At 33.8% G+C, this 15462-nt stretch carries 15 protein-coding genes; 13 read left to right on the top strand and 2 right to left on the bottom strand.

The window, feature by feature from the left end:
- Positions 1 to 18 precede the first annotated feature (18 nt).
- The 7 genes from H8S01_RS12160 to H8S01_RS12130 all read left to right on the top strand — a co-directional run bounded on the left by H8S01_RS12160 (position 19) and on the right by H8S01_RS12130 (position 6270).
- Entirely contained in the window at positions 19 to 195 is a 177-nt protein-coding gene (locus H8S01_RS12160) for a Flp1 family type IVb pilin (RefSeq protein WP_021865530.1), read from the top strand.
- On the top strand, positions 192 to 2123 hold the full coding sequence (locus H8S01_RS12155) for a DUF5702 domain-containing protein (RefSeq protein ID WP_021865529.1): 1932 nt from the start codon (positions 192 to 194) through the stop codon (positions 2121 to 2123). Before H8S01_RS12160 ends, H8S01_RS12155 begins: the two co-directional genes overlap by 4 nt.
- 94 nt (positions 2124 to 2217) lie before the next feature.
- Entirely contained in the window at positions 2218 to 3105 is an 888-nt protein-coding gene (locus H8S01_RS12150) for a TadE/TadG family type IV pilus assembly protein (RefSeq protein ID WP_186837345.1), read from the top strand.
- A gap of 16 nt (positions 3106 to 3121) precedes the next feature.
- Positions 3122 to 3535 (top strand): hypothetical protein, encoded by a 414-nt coding sequence (locus H8S01_RS12145; RefSeq protein WP_186837344.1) that lies wholly within the window; start codon positions 3122 to 3124, stop codon positions 3533 to 3535.
- Complete coding sequence (locus H8S01_RS12140; protein WP_186837343.1) at positions 3526 to 3870, top strand: hypothetical protein; 345 nt, start codon at positions 3526 to 3528, stop codon at positions 3868 to 3870. Before H8S01_RS12145 ends, H8S01_RS12140 begins: the two co-directional genes overlap by 10 nt.
- Before the next feature lie 3 nt (positions 3871 to 3873).
- A complete protein-coding gene (locus H8S01_RS12135; protein ID WP_186837342.1) occupies positions 3874 to 5229 on the top strand; it encodes a DUF6382 domain-containing protein in 1356 nt (451 codons plus the stop codon).
- A gap of 48 nt (positions 5230 to 5277) precedes the next feature.
- Complete coding sequence (locus tag H8S01_RS12130) at positions 5278 to 6270, top strand: alkyl sulfatase C-terminal domain-containing protein (RefSeq protein WP_186837341.1); 993 nt, start codon at positions 5278 to 5280, stop codon at positions 6268 to 6270.
- A 129-nt stretch (positions 6271 to 6399) separates the two neighbouring features.
- Here the strand turns inward: H8S01_RS12130 and H8S01_RS12125 are convergent, their stop codons facing one another.
- Positions 6400 to 7176 (bottom strand): sensor histidine kinase, encoded by a 777-nt coding sequence (locus H8S01_RS12125; RefSeq protein WP_186837340.1) that lies wholly within the window; start codon positions 7174 to 7176, stop codon positions 6400 to 6402.
- Between the two features lie 192 nt (positions 7177 to 7368).
- Here H8S01_RS12125 and H8S01_RS12120 point away from each other — a divergent pair, with 192 nt between their 5' ends.
- The 3 genes from H8S01_RS12120 to H8S01_RS12110 are packed head-to-tail and all read left to right on the top strand — an operon-like array spanning position 7369 to position 11190.
- On the top strand, positions 7369 to 7785 hold the full coding sequence (locus H8S01_RS12120; RefSeq protein WP_021865522.1) for an HIT family protein: 417 nt from the start codon (positions 7369 to 7371) through the stop codon (positions 7783 to 7785).
- The gene (locus tag H8S01_RS12115; protein ID WP_021865521.1) at positions 7785 to 10076 is read left to right on the top strand and encodes a hydratase; all 2292 of its coding nucleotides are present in this window, start codon (positions 7785 to 7787) and stop codon (positions 10074 to 10076) included. Before H8S01_RS12120 ends, H8S01_RS12115 begins: the two co-directional genes overlap by 1 nt.
- Positions 10077 to 10098: 22 nt before the next feature.
- Positions 10099 to 11190 (top strand): hypothetical protein, encoded by a 1092-nt coding sequence (locus H8S01_RS12110; protein WP_186837339.1) that lies wholly within the window; start codon positions 10099 to 10101, stop codon positions 11188 to 11190.
- Here H8S01_RS12110 and yyaC read toward each other — a convergent pair.
- Complete coding sequence (gene yyaC / locus H8S01_RS12105) at positions 11126 to 11728, bottom strand: spore protease YyaC (protein ID WP_186837338.1); 603 nt, start codon at positions 11726 to 11728, stop codon at positions 11126 to 11128. The genes H8S01_RS12110 and yyaC overlap by 65 nt on opposite strands.
- Before the next feature lie 234 nt (positions 11729 to 11962).
- Between yyaC and H8S01_RS12100 the strand changes: the two genes are divergently transcribed.
- The 3 genes from H8S01_RS12100 to H8S01_RS12090 all read left to right on the top strand — a co-directional run bounded on the left by H8S01_RS12100 (position 11963) and on the right by H8S01_RS12090 (position 15264).
- On the top strand, positions 11963 to 13138 hold the full coding sequence (locus H8S01_RS12100; protein ID WP_186837337.1) for a LysM peptidoglycan-binding domain-containing protein: 1176 nt from the start codon (positions 11963 to 11965) through the stop codon (positions 13136 to 13138).
- 64 nt (positions 13139 to 13202) lie between these two features.
- Positions 13203 to 14462 carry a DUF5711 family protein gene (locus tag H8S01_RS12095; protein ID WP_186837336.1) on the top strand — a complete coding sequence of 420 codons (1260 nt, stop codon included), beginning with the start codon at positions 13203 to 13205 and terminating at the stop codon, positions 14460 to 14462.
- A gap of 16 nt (positions 14463 to 14478) precedes the next feature.
- Complete coding sequence (locus H8S01_RS12090) at positions 14479 to 15264, top strand: CvpA family protein (protein WP_186837335.1); 786 nt, start codon at positions 14479 to 14481, stop codon at positions 15262 to 15264.
- The last annotated feature ends 198 nt before the right edge of the window (positions 15265 to 15462 follow it).

Here is a 15462-nt window from a genome sequence, read left to right as displayed (position 1 = left end):
AGATAGGAGAATGGTATTATGAAGATATTAAAAAAGATAAAAAATTTCTGGGATGATGAGAGTGGAATGGGGGTAGTAGAGGTGGTGCTTATAATTATAGTCCTTGTGGGTCTTGTTATGTTGTTTAAGAAGCAGATAACCAGCCTAGTTAATATGCTGCTGTCTAAAATGAGCAGTCAGGCTAAGCAGATATGATAAAAGCTCAGATAACAGTATATGCATCGTTGACATTTGCAATTGTAATTTCATTTATCTGCACTATGATTAATTCGGTAAGAATGTCAGTTATATATTATGAGACAGATATGGCATCAAGAATGTCAGCAGAATCAGTATTTGGGGGTTATCACAATGAATGTCTGTCAGAATTTAATATATTTGTTATAAGCAACGAACAATGTAATGATAATAAATTAGAATATTATGCGAGAAAGAATATTGAAAACATATGTCAGAAAAACAGCGTAGTTTTTAATAAAGCATGCATAACTGATTTAAAGTATATGACAGACAATAATGGCAATGCAGTAAAAGAACAGATTTTAAATTATATGAAGTATGCATCTGCAGGTGAAATCATTAGTGCATTTTCTTCTGATGGTGAAACAGAAACAGAGCGTGGAGAGTGTATAAAAGATATTAATAAAAGCATACAGGAGTGCGATATAGATAATTCATTTATAGGAAAACAAAATATCATATCTGCATATATTTCTGAGATTAATTACAAGTACCAAAATATTTCAGTATGTATAACCGATTTAAAAGAAGATTTATTGCTGCTTGAGGAATATAAGGACGAAAAGTATCTTGAGGTATATAAATATAATTATGCAATTTTACGTAAAGAAACGGATAATGTACAGCAGATATCGGATAAGATAATTGAGCAGATTGATTCATATAATGATGAAAATCAGGATTTTCAGAAAAAAATAAATGCATGTCTGGAAAAGATAAAAAGTAAAAAAGATATTCTCGGAGAAGAAGTAAGTACAGTGATGGAGGAAGATTTAAAAAAATCCACATCAGATGAAGATACAGCAAACAGATTAAATACTGTCAGACAGGATTTGTTAACAAATTTAAGAGACATTAATTTAATAAATGAGCTGGTTTTAAAACCTGAGGAAATAGATTTATATTCAAATACGTGGGAATATAAAGAAAAATTTGAACAGGTTTCGGAATATGCAGAGAATATAAAAATAATAAATTTTACTGCTGTTGAATCAGAAAATAGTCAGCAAAATAAACAACGGCTAAAAGAAATAAAAAGCCTCGGAAAGAAATTTTCAAATGGAATATCCGGACTTGTACTTGATGGAATTACAGTTTCAGATGCTTCATTTAATTATGAAGGTCTGGCACAGGAATATATAAGCGGGAATGGAAGTAGAAAAATTAACACACAGACATTAATGTATGATTTATATATTATGGACACATTTGATACATTTCCGGGGAAAAACAGATATGGTGGATTAAAATATCCTGTTGAATATATTATTTGTGGACAAAACTCTGACAGAGATAATATTAACAGTATTATATTGAAACTTTCAGCTGTAAGAGAAGCGGTCAACATGGCATATCTTGTAACTAATGGTGAAAAGAGAAGTGAAGCTTTTGCACTTGCATCATCAATTGCCGGATTTACGGGAAATCTTTTAGTGGTAAAGGCTGTGCAATATATAATTATGGGAATATGGTCTTATGCGGAAAGTATTGTAGATGTCAGAAGACTTTTTGAAGGAGATGAGATAGCCGTTATTAAAAATGATAATGACTGGAAATTGTCGCTTAAAAACATGCTTGCCGGAAATTTAAAATATGACAAAGCTGATAGTGAAAAAAACAGCAGGGCAGAGCGTATTTTAAAAGGCCGGGCAGATTATAATGATTATCTCGAATTATTATTACATAGTGTAAGTGAAAATATTAAAAATTACAGAACAATGACAGCCATGGAACTTAGAATAATAGATATGGGCAAAACCGGTTTCAGAATGAAAGATTATATTTATGAAGCCCGGATACAGGTAAATGTATTACTGAAAGCGGACAGGAGAATAAATGCAAAAGAATATATACGTCAGGTAAAATACAGTTATATAAGCTGAATCTGTATGTAGAATATGCCCCCGTTTTTTATTATATAAGCCATTACATTTTTTAATTTTAAGGACAGGCGGATGCAAATGAAAGGCAGAAAATATGAGTAATAACGCCAATAATTTCAATATTATTATTACTAATCTGAAAAACGGGGTGTATATAAAAGCATCAGCAACAGTAGAGGCAGCACTTGTAATGCCGCTGTATATATACGCAGTTATGGCAGTAACCTATATGATGCAGATTTATCAAATAAGATTGGAAGTAGATGCAGCTTTATATAATGCTTTACGTGAACAGAATAAATATAATTATCTTAACTATGTACAAAAAGAAAAACAAAATGATGAAATTATAAATGAGAAAGATATAAACATAAACGATACAATTGTTGGAAGTTTGTCATTACATTCGGTTTTAATAAAAAATCTGGGAAGTGAATATGCAAAAGAACATAATATAAAGGGCGGAAATTCCGGAATAAAAATTATTTGCTATAGTTATGACAGCAGTACAATTCAGGCGGCAGCAGAATATTCAGTTAAAAATCCATTTGATATATTTGGAATAGGATATATCAAAGTTGTGCAGGAATTTACTTATGAAGTATGGCTTGGAGAAAAATATGCCGGTGATTATGGCAAGGATAAAGATAATACAGATAGCGTTTTTATAACCAGAACCGGAACAGTTTATCACAAGACAAGAAATTGTCCGGCATTAAATATTGATGTAAAAATGGTGGATTTTTCGCAGATAAATAATTATAGAAATAAAAATGGTTCAATTTATTATCCGTGTAGTAAATGTAAAAAATATAATGATAAAAATGAATCAAGTTATGAATATGTATATGTAACTGATTATGGGGTCAGATATCACCGGGATGAAAACTGCAGTGAGATAAACAGGACAATAATTGAAATTTCGCGTAATAAAGTGACAGGTATGAGAGCGTGCAGACTATGTGCAGCAGGTGATAATTAAGGAGAAGAAAAAATTGATGGAAAATATATTGCTATGTATAAATATGATGGTTTTGTCGGTTCAGGATATAATGTACAAATCATTAAATGTAATAATTCTTGTAATATTAACAATTACAGCTGTTATATATACAGCATTTAATTTTAATTTTTCATTGCCGGAAATAATTGCCGGAATATGTTTTGTCGGAGCGTTGTTTGGCGTAAGTATTACGTTTAAGTGTATTGGTATAGGTGACGTTATTGTTACGTTTATAGTAATTCTTATTAAAGGAACAGTTTTTGCAGTATTTTCTTTTACGATGGCAACACTGCTGTTGGGCATTGTTAATTTTATAAGATTAGTTAAAAAGGAAATCTCAGTAAAAAGCGAAATTCCATTTGTGCCGTATCTTGGAATTTGTGCAATGGTGACTGCATTATGTATGTGAGAGCTTCATTTGTAATTGAAAATTCTGTTTTAATTCCGTTGTTTACAGGAATTATTGTTACGTTAATTTTGTTTGGGATGAGATGGCATGATGAACTTGTTGTGGATTCAATAAAGTTACAGGTGGCATTAAAATTAGAACAGGAAAATATTTCTGATAAAAACGAAAAATATAATGAAATATTAAAAAATGCGGCGGATAACGCCAGAAGCAGATTATTAATAAAAGAAACAGACATGAATGAGATAACATCAGGTATTAATGATTATATAAAGCCGAATTCGCAAAGTGATTTTATAAGAAAAACCAATGCTTTGTTAAAACTAAAGGAGTAGTGTATGAAATATGAACAGGAGAATAACAGAACATATGCAGTGATTGAAAATGAATATGAAACACAGGACTGTGAATATGAGCAAAAAATGCTGCAAAAAAATACAATAGCAGGATTGCTTAAAATGCAGACAAGAAGAATTAATAATAAAATTATGTTTTTCTATGATGTTACTTCAAGACAGACACTTGATAAAATATTTTCATATAAAAATCTGGGATGGCATGATTTTGTGAATGTGATTAATGGAATAGAAAATATGGCAAGGTCGGTAGATGATTATATGCTTGGTATAGATTCTGTTATTATAAGTCCGGAAACTATTTTTTATGATGCGGCCGGAACAAATATTGAATTTATATATTTTCCGGGAACAAATAAAGAGTTTATTGGCGGAAAGGCAGAAAAACAGATTAAGAATCTTTTTGATTATATGCTTGAAAAGTTCGACCATAATGATAAAGACCATTTGATGGATGTCTACGAGATTTATCAGAAGATTGTGCAGAATAATTATAAAATATGTGAAATGACAGCACTTATAGATTCTTTATCCGCATCAGAAAATTTTAAAAATACTGGGACAATTATGGATTTTGAAGAATACGGAGACACAGATGTCAGTGGAAGTGAACCCCAAAGAGTAGTTATTGATGATGTGGTTCCTGAGGTTATTGAGGAAGAGGAAGAGGTAAAAAATACCAATATCATAAAAATGATTAAAGTAATAAAGCTGATATGTGTAGTTCTTGTTGGATATTTTATAGTAAGGGTTATGTTTCCGTCACTTATGCCGTTAAAAATAAATACTAATATTGCATTTGTGGCAGCAGTTGCCGGAATCGTTGTGTATATATTCTCTGATAAAGTTCCGGATAAGTTATTGACGCATTTTGTAAAAAAAGAATATATACAAAAATATGAGACGCAAATAAATTATCAGCCGGAAAATGATAGTAATATTAATAATGACGTTATCGAAAAAGAAAACAGTCATACACAGGAATATGAGCATACAATGCTGTTATCGGATTATATGGAAAGTATAAAGAAAAAAGAACCGGAGATAAATCTTATTTATACAGGTGATGAGGATATGGAAAATATATCGGTTGATAAGCTGCCGTGTGTGGTTGGAAGTATGGAGGGCAGGTGTAATAAAGTAATACATAACAGGCTTGTAAGCCATATACATATGTGTATTGTAAAAATAAATGACGATTTTTATATAGAGGATATGAATTCTACTAATGGTACGAGTGTAAATGGTAGAAGAATCGCAACTAATCAGCGGTGTGTTATAAAGAACGGAGATGATATTTATATTGCCGCATTGCCATATAAGGTTGAAATAACATAGGTTTTGTGCTATATTCACACTATCGTAAAAGTGAAAGGAATATTGTATATGAAGGTTAATATATACTATGGCGGAAGAGGGGTTGTTGACGACCCTACAATATTTGTGGTTAATAAGATACAGGAAGTTTTAGATGAACTTAATGTTAATGTGGAAAGATATAATCTCTATGAGATGAAGAACCAGATTACAACTTTATCTCAGACAGTAACAGAAGCAGATGCAGTTGTGTTAGCAACTACTGTTGAATGGATTGGAATGGGTGGATATATGCAGACTCTTCTTGATGCCTGCTGGCTTTATGCAGATAAAGGAAGAATCGGAGACGTATATATGTTCCCTGTTGTAATGTCTAAGACATATGGAGAAAGAGAGGTATGTCTTTCACTGGTCAATTCGTGGGAGATGATTGGTGGACGTACAGGAAATGGTATCACAGGCTATGTTGATGATACAACTGAGTTTGAGTTTAACAGTAAGTGCGTGGAGTATATAGAGAAACAGACTGAGAATATATATCGTACTATTTCACAGAAAAGAATTTCACTGCCATCAAGCAGTCAGACAATAAAAAACAATGTTATGAAAGATGTTGTAAGATTCACACCGCAGGAGAGCGAACAGCTTTCAAAATATGTTTCAGATGATACATTTGTAAAAACACAGAAAAAAGATATTGAATCACTTGCCTCTATATATAAAGAACTTCTTAGTGATGAAGAACACGGCGGCGATGATTATTATATTAATGTTTTTAAGAATAGTTTCAGACCGGGAACAGCATTTTCATGCACTTATATGATTATCGTCAGTGACAAGAATAAAACAATACTTATCAATGTAAATAATGATATTCTTGATGTTGAGTTTGGCGAAAATAATAATGCGGATGTTATTGCGAAACTTAATAAGGCAGTGTTTGATGATATAGTTGCTGGTAAAATTACCTTCCACAGAGCATTTATGACAGGTGATATGACTGCAAAAGGTAATTTCAGAAGCCTTAGAATGTTAGATTCATTATTTGAATTCGCTGAATAAATATAAAATATAATTTATATTAGCTGCTATATTAATTTGAGGATGACAACTGTATTATTTATATTTCATCAGTAAAGTAAACTCCTTTATCCTCGCCGAATTTGAGGATGACAACTGTATTATTTATATTCAGATTGCAAATGACAGGTGGAAACTTGTATGTGTGTCATCATGCGTTACATCCAGACAGCCATCGTGATTTAAGCAGACTGTATTGGCAATAAAAAGACCTAAGCCAAAGTGACCGGGTTTTGTTGTATAGAATGCCATTGACAGGATATTTATATCATCCGGGTAATAGAATTCTTTATTACATATCTGCCGGAATTCTTTTGGAATTTTTATATCAGGCAGAGTGCCTGTGTTTGTAAATGTAATGGTACAGTGTGTTTTATCATCGGATAAAGAGGCACTGATGTCAATGATATCATTATCATTGCCTGCCTCATAACAATTTGAGACAATTTCATTAAATGCAATTAGTAATTGTTCTTTATCTGCGTTAATATTGATTTTTTCAGTGGGTATATCAAATCTGAATCTGCGTTCAGAGTCTGGATATGCATTATCTGCTTCGTCAGGAAGCTGATAGATTAAATCGTTAAGCGTTACATTTTCTTTGTTGGGAAAAGTGCAATACCGGCAGAGATTTAAGCGTTTCATCATGTTTGTGATTTCATATATTGATGTACCCATACTGTTCCAGAAACGCATATTTTTTGTTTCAGGATATGTTTTGGAAATTAAATCATAAGATGAATTGAGGAATGAAATATGGTTTAATAATTCGTGGCTGGCAATGCTTAATGTTTTATAGTGTTCTTTTTTGCATTTCTCAAAAGTATCCCCGAATTCAGGTATAGTATTTTTAGCATTATTTATTATTGTATAATCTTTTTTATCCATAGTTGTGTCCTTTAATAAATATGATAGTACTTGTGAAAATTTATGCTTTTAAAATGTATAAAGTTATGAAAATTTATTGATATAAAAGCATTTTTAAGTTATTATATTGAAAGTATATACTTGTTGGTTTTCTGTGTAAATAAAAGAATTTCGACAAAATATTACAAAAATGTTAGTAGGGTGGTGCTTATTATGAAAAAAGACGATTGTATTTTTTGTAAGCTTGCGAATGGTATAATTCCAACTAATTCGCTTTATGAAGATGATATTGTCAATGTTATTTTCGATGCAAATCCGGCATCGGAAGGACATGTTCTTATATTGCCAAAAGAACATTTTGATAATATTTATTCTTTGGATGATAAGACAGCGGCACATGTATTTCAGGTTGCTGTTAAGGTAGCCAATGCTATTAATGATTCATTACATCCTGTTGGACTGAATGTTGTGCAGAACAACGGTGAGGCAGCTGGCCAGACAGTATTCCATTTTCATATGCATATTATTCCAAGATATGAAAATGATACGGTCAATATTGGCTGGAAGCCGGGCAGTATAACGGATGAGAGAATAAAAGAAATAAAAAATAAAATTAATGGAGGCATGTAATGATTGAATTAAGTAAAGGCGGAGCATATCTTGTAGATGGCGTTGATGTCATAGAAGAGTCTGCAGCACAACAGGGAGCTTTGGCAGCAAGATTAGGCACAGATGCTCCTTCTAAGGAAGAAGCAGCAAAAAACACTATTGCTTATAGTATTCTTGAAAGTCATAATACATCGGGCAATATGGACAAGTTAAAAGTCAAGTTTGATAAGATGACATCACACGATATTACTTTTGTAGGAATCATACAGACTGCAAGAGCTTCAGGACTTGAGAAGTTTCCAATTCCTTATGTACTTACAAATTGTCATAACAGTTTGTGTGCGGTTGGCGGAACAATTAATGAAGATGATCATATGTTTGGTCTTACATGTGCCAAGAAATATGGTGGAATATATGTACCACCTCATCAGGCTGTAATCCATCAGTTTGCAAGAGAAATGCTGGCTGAGAGTGGTAAGATGATTCTTGGTTCAGACAGTCATACAAGATATGGTGCACTTGGTACAATGGCAGTTGGTGAAGGTGGACCGGAGCTTGTTAAGCAGCTTCTTGGAAAGACATATGATATAAATATGCCGGGCGTGGTTGCCGTATACATGACAGGTGAGCCGGCAAAGGGCGTAGGACCTCAGGATGTGGCACTTGCAATTATTGGAGAAGTATTTGGTAACGGATATGTAAAGAATAAAGTTATGGAGTTTGTAGGACCTGGTGTAAAGAATCTCAGTGCTGATTTCAGAATTGGTGTTGATGTTATGACAACAGAGACTACATGTCTTTCTTCAATCTGGCAGACAGATGAGAAAGTTAAAGAGTTTTATGATATTCATGGCAGAAGCGAAAGCTATAAAGAACTTAAACCTGGCAAAGTTGCATATTATGATGGTGTTGTATATGTTGACCTTAGTACAATCAAGCCAATGATAGCAATGCCGTTCCACCCAAGTAATACATATACAATTGAAGAACTTAATGCAAATCTTGAAGACATCCTTCACGATTGTGAGAAGAAAGCACTTGTCAGCCTTGACGGACAGGTTGATTTCAAGCTTACAAATAAGATTAAGAATGGCAAGCTTTATGTTGATCAGGGAATTATTGCCGGATGTGCAGGCGGCGGATTTGAAAATATTTGTGCGGCAGCAGATATTTTAAAAGGTCATTCAATAGGTGCAGACGAGTTTACATTAAGTGTATATCCTGCAAGTACGCCAATTTATATGGAACTTGCAAGAAATGGAAGACTTGCTGATCTTATGGAGACAGGTGCTATAGTTAAGACTGCATTCTGTGGTCCTTGTTTTGGTGCCGGAGATACACCTGCTAATAATGCATTTTCAATCAGACATTCAACAAGAAACTTCCCTAACAGAGAAGGTTCAAAGCTTCAGAAAGGTCAGATTGCATCTGTTGCACTTATGGATGCTCGTTCTATTGCAGCAACAGCGGCAAATAAAGGATATCTTACAGCGGCTACAGATGTTGATGTTGAATTTACAGGTCCTACATATCATTTTGACCAGAATATTTATGCAAACAGAGTATTTGACAGCAAGGGTGTAGCAGATCCTGATCAGGAAATCCAGTTTGGCCCTAATATTAAGGACTGGCCGGAGATGGTAGCCCTTCCAGAAAATCTTATTATTAAGGTTGTATCAGAGATACATGATCCTGTAACAACAACTGATGAACTTATTCCTTCAGGTGAAACATCATCATTCAGATCAAATCCTCTTGGACTTGCAGAATTTGCACTTTCAAGAAAAGATCCTGCATATGTTGGAAGAGCTAAGGAAGTACAGAAAGCGGAGAAAGCAAGAGAAGCTGGTCAGTGCATGGGAGAAGCACTTCCGGAACTTAGGGATATTATGCATAAGATTAAAGAAACTTACGATGTGCATAAGGAAAATGTAGGTGTCGGAAGTACAATATTTGCAGTTAAGCCGGGTGATGGTTCAGCTCGTGAACAGGCTGCATCATGTCAGAAAGTTCTCGGTGGATGGGCTAATATTGCCAATGAATATGCTACAAAGAGATATCGTTCAAACCTTATCAACTGGGGCATGCTTCCATTTATAGTAGATAAGGGAGAACTTCCATTTGCTAATGGTGATTACATATTTATTCCTGAAATTACAAAGGCTGTAAAAGAAAAAGCTTCAACAATTCAGGCATTTGTTGTAAATAAAGATATGAAACCATTTGAACTTAAAATGGATGAACTTACAGATGACGAAAGACAGATTATTCTTGACGGATGTCTTATTAATTTCTACAGAAACAGCAGATAATATGCTGTGAGGGAGGCTTGATATGGCAGAACAGAATATATTAACCGGCGACCTTGCTGTGCTTGATCAGATTATAGGCGATTTGAAAGAACACAGAAAAAATAAAGAACAGCTGGAAAAATTGAATGAAATAGCCAAAGACCTCACTAAAAATATAGAAAATGATGAGCGGGAGCTAAAAGAAGAAATTGATGGAAGAATCAAAGAAAGCACCGCATCCATATGTGAGGGATATGATAAAGCTATTGACAGCGAAAAGTCTAAACTGAAAGATATCCAGTCTCAGCGTGATAAAGCAAAGATGGCTGGAGTAAAAGAGAGAATAGCCAACGAAACAAAGGAACTTAGAAATCAGAATGAAGAATTCGAGAAGCAGATAAAAGATGCTTTTAAGATGGAAAAAGTTCCAATGTATTGCAGCAGACGGTTTTACAGAATAATGATTCAGACAAGAGGATTTGCTGACAGTGCAGTTTACACATTGATTTTGCTGGTATTATTTCTTGGGATTCCGGCATTAATAAGTTTTGTACCTAGTATTCAGATGTGGATGCTTATAGTTTATTACTTTGTAGTTTCAATGATAATTATTTTACCAACGAAAATTGTGACAGATAAGACTGTAGGTAGGCACGGAGCTACTATTAATGCGGCACGCGAAACAAAAGACAAAATTATTGCAAACAGAAAAAAGATTAAGAAAATTGAAAAAAGAATACATTCTGACAAGAATGAAGAAATGTATGGTCTTGAGGATTATGATTTTAAGATCAATGAAATACATGATAGCATGGAAAAGATTGAAGGTGAGAAAGCCTGTGCTTTGCAGGAGTTTGAAAACACTGCAAAGCCGGACATAATTGCTGAAATTGAAAGCAGAAGCAAAGGCCATATAGATGAGATGAAAGCGGAATTGCTTACAAAACAGGACGAATGCAGCAAACTTGAAGCACTTGTCAAAGAGCAGAGGATTTATATTTCATCTAACTATGAAACTTATCTTGGCAAAGAATTTATGAACACAGAAAAACTTGAAGAACTCAGAGCTATTATGAAGTCGCAAGCTGCTGATACAATTGGGCGTGCGATGGCTGTGAGTAAGGATAAACGTTAAGTTTATTGTCACGGAAGGTTTCAACAAATCCGGCGGTTATAACATCCGCCAGTGTCATAACAGTTGAAAGACGAGTTGTCTGAAGAAGGAGATTCTCTTTTGAACCGGCAGCATTTACAATGCCGGTGATATGGAGACTTCCTACTTTGGGCAGCTCTTTTTTTACACCAAGACCGGGACGCAGCGGACCTTCAGCAAGCGTGATACATCCAACATGGTCATTGCGTCCGAGAGATGCATCGATGGCAATAATATATGGATTGCTGTGAAAATTTTTGATGAACGTAATAGCAAACTCAAGATTAACAGCATTTATTGGATTATTTAAAGAACCATAGATAAATACGTTATTAAAAGCAAATTTTGAAAGTTTATAACCAATTAGTGGTCCAAGGCTGTCGCCTGTTGAGCGGTCACTGCCAATACACATAACAGCGATTGGGTGTGAAAATGCATCTGTTGAATTGAGAAAAGAAGAAAGTTTTTTGCTGAAATCTATGTGAGCATCATGTTTTTCTGAACTAAAATAATAAACCATGAAAATCCCTCCCCGCATATAAAATGGCACTATAATATTTTATGCAGAAATCTGTAAAATATGAGAGGTATTTTAGAAGAATTAACATAATAAAATAAAAGAGTAACTTTTTTATTTATCTGACAAAATATGATAAGTTTTTTATTTAAAAAGTGCTAAGCTGATAAAAACAGAAATTCCATAAGAAAATGGAATAAAATATTGCAATTATTTGTTGTGAAAAGAGGGATAGCCATGATAGAAATTATTTGTAACGGCGAAGATGACAGCAATAAGGGGAACATGAGAGGAAATGCGGATATAAGAAGACCAAAGAATATCAAACAGATAGGCGATGTTAGTTCAAACAGAAAAATATATATAGAAGATTACGCTTTTACATATATTAATTCTGTTGCATATCAGACACCGGAGGACGAGCAGGCAGGAGTGCTGCTGGGTGAGGTACAGAAGTCGGATGAAGAAAAATGTCTGTTTATCAAGGGCGTTATAAGAGCAAAGACTCCGGAAAACGAAACAAAACAGGGAATCGTATTTAATGAAAAGATATGGGAAAAAATATATGCAGAGATAGAAAAGTTCTTCCCGGATCTTGAGGTGGTTGGCTGGTTTGCCGCAATGCCTGGCATTACGCAGGAGCGTTTTCTTTATTTGAAAAAGCTGCACATGGATAATTTTTCCGGTGGCATGAAAACAATGTATCTTGTAAACACATGTGATAAAGAAGAAAATTTTTATTTGTATGAAAATGGAGAATTAAAAAAACAAAAAGGATATGTCTGCTTTTATGAAAGAAATTATGAAATGCAGGAGTACATGCTTGAAAGAAGGGAACGAAAGCCGATTGAGAGTCCTGAAAAAGATAAGGTGATGAAATCAATAAGAAGTATAATACAGGAAAAAGAAGAAATGAGACAACGTAGAAAAAATTCAGTTTTTCTGTATGGAATAAGCAGTTTTATGGCAGTGGTCGTTCTTGTGATTGGAATAAATCTTTTAAACAGTTATGAAAAAATGAAAAAATTTGATACATCGCTTAGTAATATAGCACTCGAAATATCAAATATAAGTGAAAAAGAAAAAAGTATTCAGACATCTGATAATTCGGTTTCGGTAAATAAAATTTCGGGAGACGTATATCCGACAGAGGCGGAGACAGAAAGCACTGAAAGCCGGACAACACGGTCACAGACAGAGCAGTCACAGACAGAAAAGCAGGCAGAATCAGCCGAGATGGTTAAAGAAGCAGATGCTGCACAGACAACTTATATAGTAAAAAAGGGCGATACAATAATGAGCATATGCAAAAAATATTATGGAAACACTGAAAAATTAAATGAAATAATTGCGGTTAATAATATAGAAGATGCAGACAAGCTCTATATAGGCCAGGAAATAAAACTGCCTTGAATATTTTGAGGGATAATGTATAATGATGTCAGTACGTTTAAAAATTATAAAAGAGGTAAAACGAATGGCTGATATCATATCAGGTAATTCCAGATTTGGAGATGGAAATAATTCAAAAAATAAAAAAGTGATTCATCTTGTTCCGGAAGAACAAAAGCAGGAAGAAAATCTGGATGAGAATGAAATAAAACACAAAGTTATAAACCGCAGAAAACGTATAATTATTATATCGGTAATCATTGTTGCAGCCATAATTGCGGCCGTTTTTGCGATAAGTGCATTTATCGATGGAATTACATATAAAGATTATTCAGTTATGAAATCCGTAAACAGGGATGATACAGATACAACAATGTATATGGGATATGCAGATGGATATGTAAGATATAGTAATGATGGTATTGCATATTATAACAAAAAAGGTACAGCAATATGGAATCAGACATATACAATGCAGAAACCTCAGGTGAAGATATGTGGCAGCATAATTGCAGTTGGCGATATTAACGGAAGTAAAATTTATATATTTGATAAGAACGGGAATATTGGAACTGTAGATACATCACTTGCAATATCGCAGATAGAGGTGGCAAAACAGGGCGTGGTTGCAGCTGTTCTTGAGGATAATGATGCAAATTATATCAATCTCTATAAAACTGACGGCACAAAAATCTATACAGTAAAAACATCCCTGGCAGGAGATGGATATCCTCTTGATATAAGCATTTCGCCTGATGCTGCAAAACTTGTCGCATCGTATCTTTATGTGAGCGGAGAAACGATGAAAACCAATGTTGTATTTTATAATTTTTCAGAAGTTGGACAAAATGAGACAGAGCGTGTGGTTGGTGGATTTAATCATTATGACAGTACAATAGTTGCAGATGTTAATTTTATTGATGAAAATACAGTTGCTGCAGTAGGAGAAGATGTAGTCAGCATATATTCAATAAAAGAATATCCGAAGCTTGTAAAAGAAATCAATATAGATAATGAAATTGACAGAGTTTTATTTGGTGATAAATATATAGGTCTTGTTTTAAAAAATTCTGAGTCGGGTGATATTTATAAGCTTTGTGTATACAATAGCGATTTGAATAGAGTGTGTGAATATCCATTCAGTACACAGTATGACAAAATGTCTTTTGATGGAAATAGTGTTGTTATGAGCAACTCATCAGTTATTTCACTGATAAATTTAAAAGGCAAAAAGCTTGCTGATATAACAATGACACTTCCAATACAGAATGTGATAGTGCTTGGACACCGTGGAAATTATATTTGCGTCAATTCTAAATATGTCCAGAATATAAGATTAAAATAAAAAACAGGAGAAAATTATGAGCTGGATAACAATAGCTGTATTTGCCATATTTATTTTGTTTGGCGTATCAGGATGGAGAAAAGGAATAATAAGAACAGCCGTATCTCTTGCGGCAATGGTAGTTACATTTATAGTCTGTGTGTGGGTGACACCATCATTGTGTAAAAATGTAAAAGAAAATACACAGGTATATGATAACCTTCAGAAGTCTATTTATAATTTTATAATAGAAGATGAAAATTTTAATAAAGCTGCAGGGGAAAGCCTTTCTGATGAAGAGGCAGTTATCATAAGTATTTCGCAGCTTGAAGAGTATGCTGGTCAGATACAAAAAAATGTAAATGATATAATGAAGAAACTTAATCTGCCTGAAAGTGTTATTGGCAGTGGTAACGGAAATGGCAGCTATATGCAGGATGTATTTCATGTTACAGGAAATGCACAAGTGACAATGAAAAATATAATGGCTGCGGTGATTGCTGCAAAACTGGCTGGACTTGCATTGAATGCAATAATTTACATAGCGGTGTATCTGGTTGTGTTTGCAATATTAAAGATTGTGTTTGCTGTTACGGGGGTGGTTGGAAGACTGCCGTTAATATATCAGGCAAACAAACTTCTTGGTCTTGCATTTGGAATTATTGAGGGACTTGTTATAGTATGGCTTCTTTTTGCTGTCATTACAGCATGCAGTAATATGCAATGGGCAGCTAAAGCTCTTATTGAAATTGGCAAAAATGATTTACTTTCGCTTATTTATAATCATAATTTTATAATAAAAACGATTACGAAGACAGTTTAATATTGAGAAAGCATAAAAATATCTAGTGTTTTTGCAGCTGCAAAAACACTAGATATTGTATTTTAACCCATCAATTTTAAAAAAAATCAAAAAAAGTTAAAAAAAATCAAAAAAAGGTGTTGACATATATAACCTCAGGTGATATTATAATCAAGTCGCCGCGAGCGACACACAAAACAAATGACTTACAGGCCAGCA

It is taken from the genome of Lachnospira hominis (ex Liu et al. 2021), assembly GCF_014287955.1.
Taxonomy (GTDB): Bacteria; Bacillota; Clostridia; order Lachnospirales; family Lachnospiraceae; genus Lachnospira; species Lachnospira hominis.
Note: the sequence above shows the minus strand (reverse complement) of the source record. Positions and strands in the feature narration are given on the sequence as shown.

Excerpts from the sequence above, each read along its gene's own strand:
- H8S01_RS12110 (WP_186837339.1), top strand. The coding sequence starts at position 10,099 with ATGGCAGAACAGAATATATTAACCGGCGACCTTGCTGTGCTTGATCAG.
- H8S01_RS12155 (WP_021865529.1), top strand. The coding sequence starts at position 192 with ATGATAAAAGCTCAGATAACAGTATATGCATCGTTGACATTTGCAATT.
- H8S01_RS12125 (WP_186837340.1), bottom strand. The coding sequence starts at position 7,176 with ATGGATAAAAAAGATTATACAATAATAAATAATGCTAAAAATACTATA.
- H8S01_RS12090 (WP_186837335.1), top strand. The coding sequence starts at position 14,479 with ATGAGCTGGATAACAATAGCTGTATTTGCCATATTTATTTTGTTTGGC.
- H8S01_RS12115 (WP_021865521.1), top strand. The coding sequence starts at position 7,785 with ATGATTGAATTAAGTAAAGGCGGAGCATATCTTGTAGATGGCGTTGAT.
- H8S01_RS12135 (WP_186837342.1), top strand. The coding sequence starts at position 3,874 with ATGAAATATGAACAGGAGAATAACAGAACATATGCAGTGATTGAAAAT.
- H8S01_RS12145 (WP_186837344.1), top strand. The coding sequence starts at position 3,122 with ATGGAAAATATATTGCTATGTATAAATATGATGGTTTTGTCGGTTCAG.
- H8S01_RS12095 (WP_186837336.1), top strand. The coding sequence starts at position 13,203 with ATGGCTGATATCATATCAGGTAATTCCAGATTTGGAGATGGAAATAAT.
- H8S01_RS12100 (WP_186837337.1), top strand. The coding sequence starts at position 11,963 with ATGATAGAAATTATTTGTAACGGCGAAGATGACAGCAATAAGGGGAAC.
- H8S01_RS12150 (WP_186837345.1), top strand. The coding sequence starts at position 2,218 with ATGAGTAATAACGCCAATAATTTCAATATTATTATTACTAATCTGAAA.
- yyaC (WP_186837338.1), bottom strand. The coding sequence starts at position 11,728 with ATGGTTTATTATTTTAGTTCAGAAAAACATGATGCTCACATAGATTTC.
- H8S01_RS12160 (WP_021865530.1), top strand. The coding sequence starts at position 19 with ATGAAGATATTAAAAAAGATAAAAAATTTCTGGGATGATGAGAGTGGA.
- H8S01_RS12120 (WP_021865522.1), top strand. The coding sequence starts at position 7,369 with ATGAAAAAAGACGATTGTATTTTTTGTAAGCTTGCGAATGGTATAATT.
- H8S01_RS12140 (WP_186837343.1), top strand. The coding sequence starts at position 3,526 with ATGTATGTGAGAGCTTCATTTGTAATTGAAAATTCTGTTTTAATTCCG.
- H8S01_RS12130 (WP_186837341.1), top strand. The coding sequence starts at position 5,278 with ATGAAGGTTAATATATACTATGGCGGAAGAGGGGTTGTTGACGACCCT.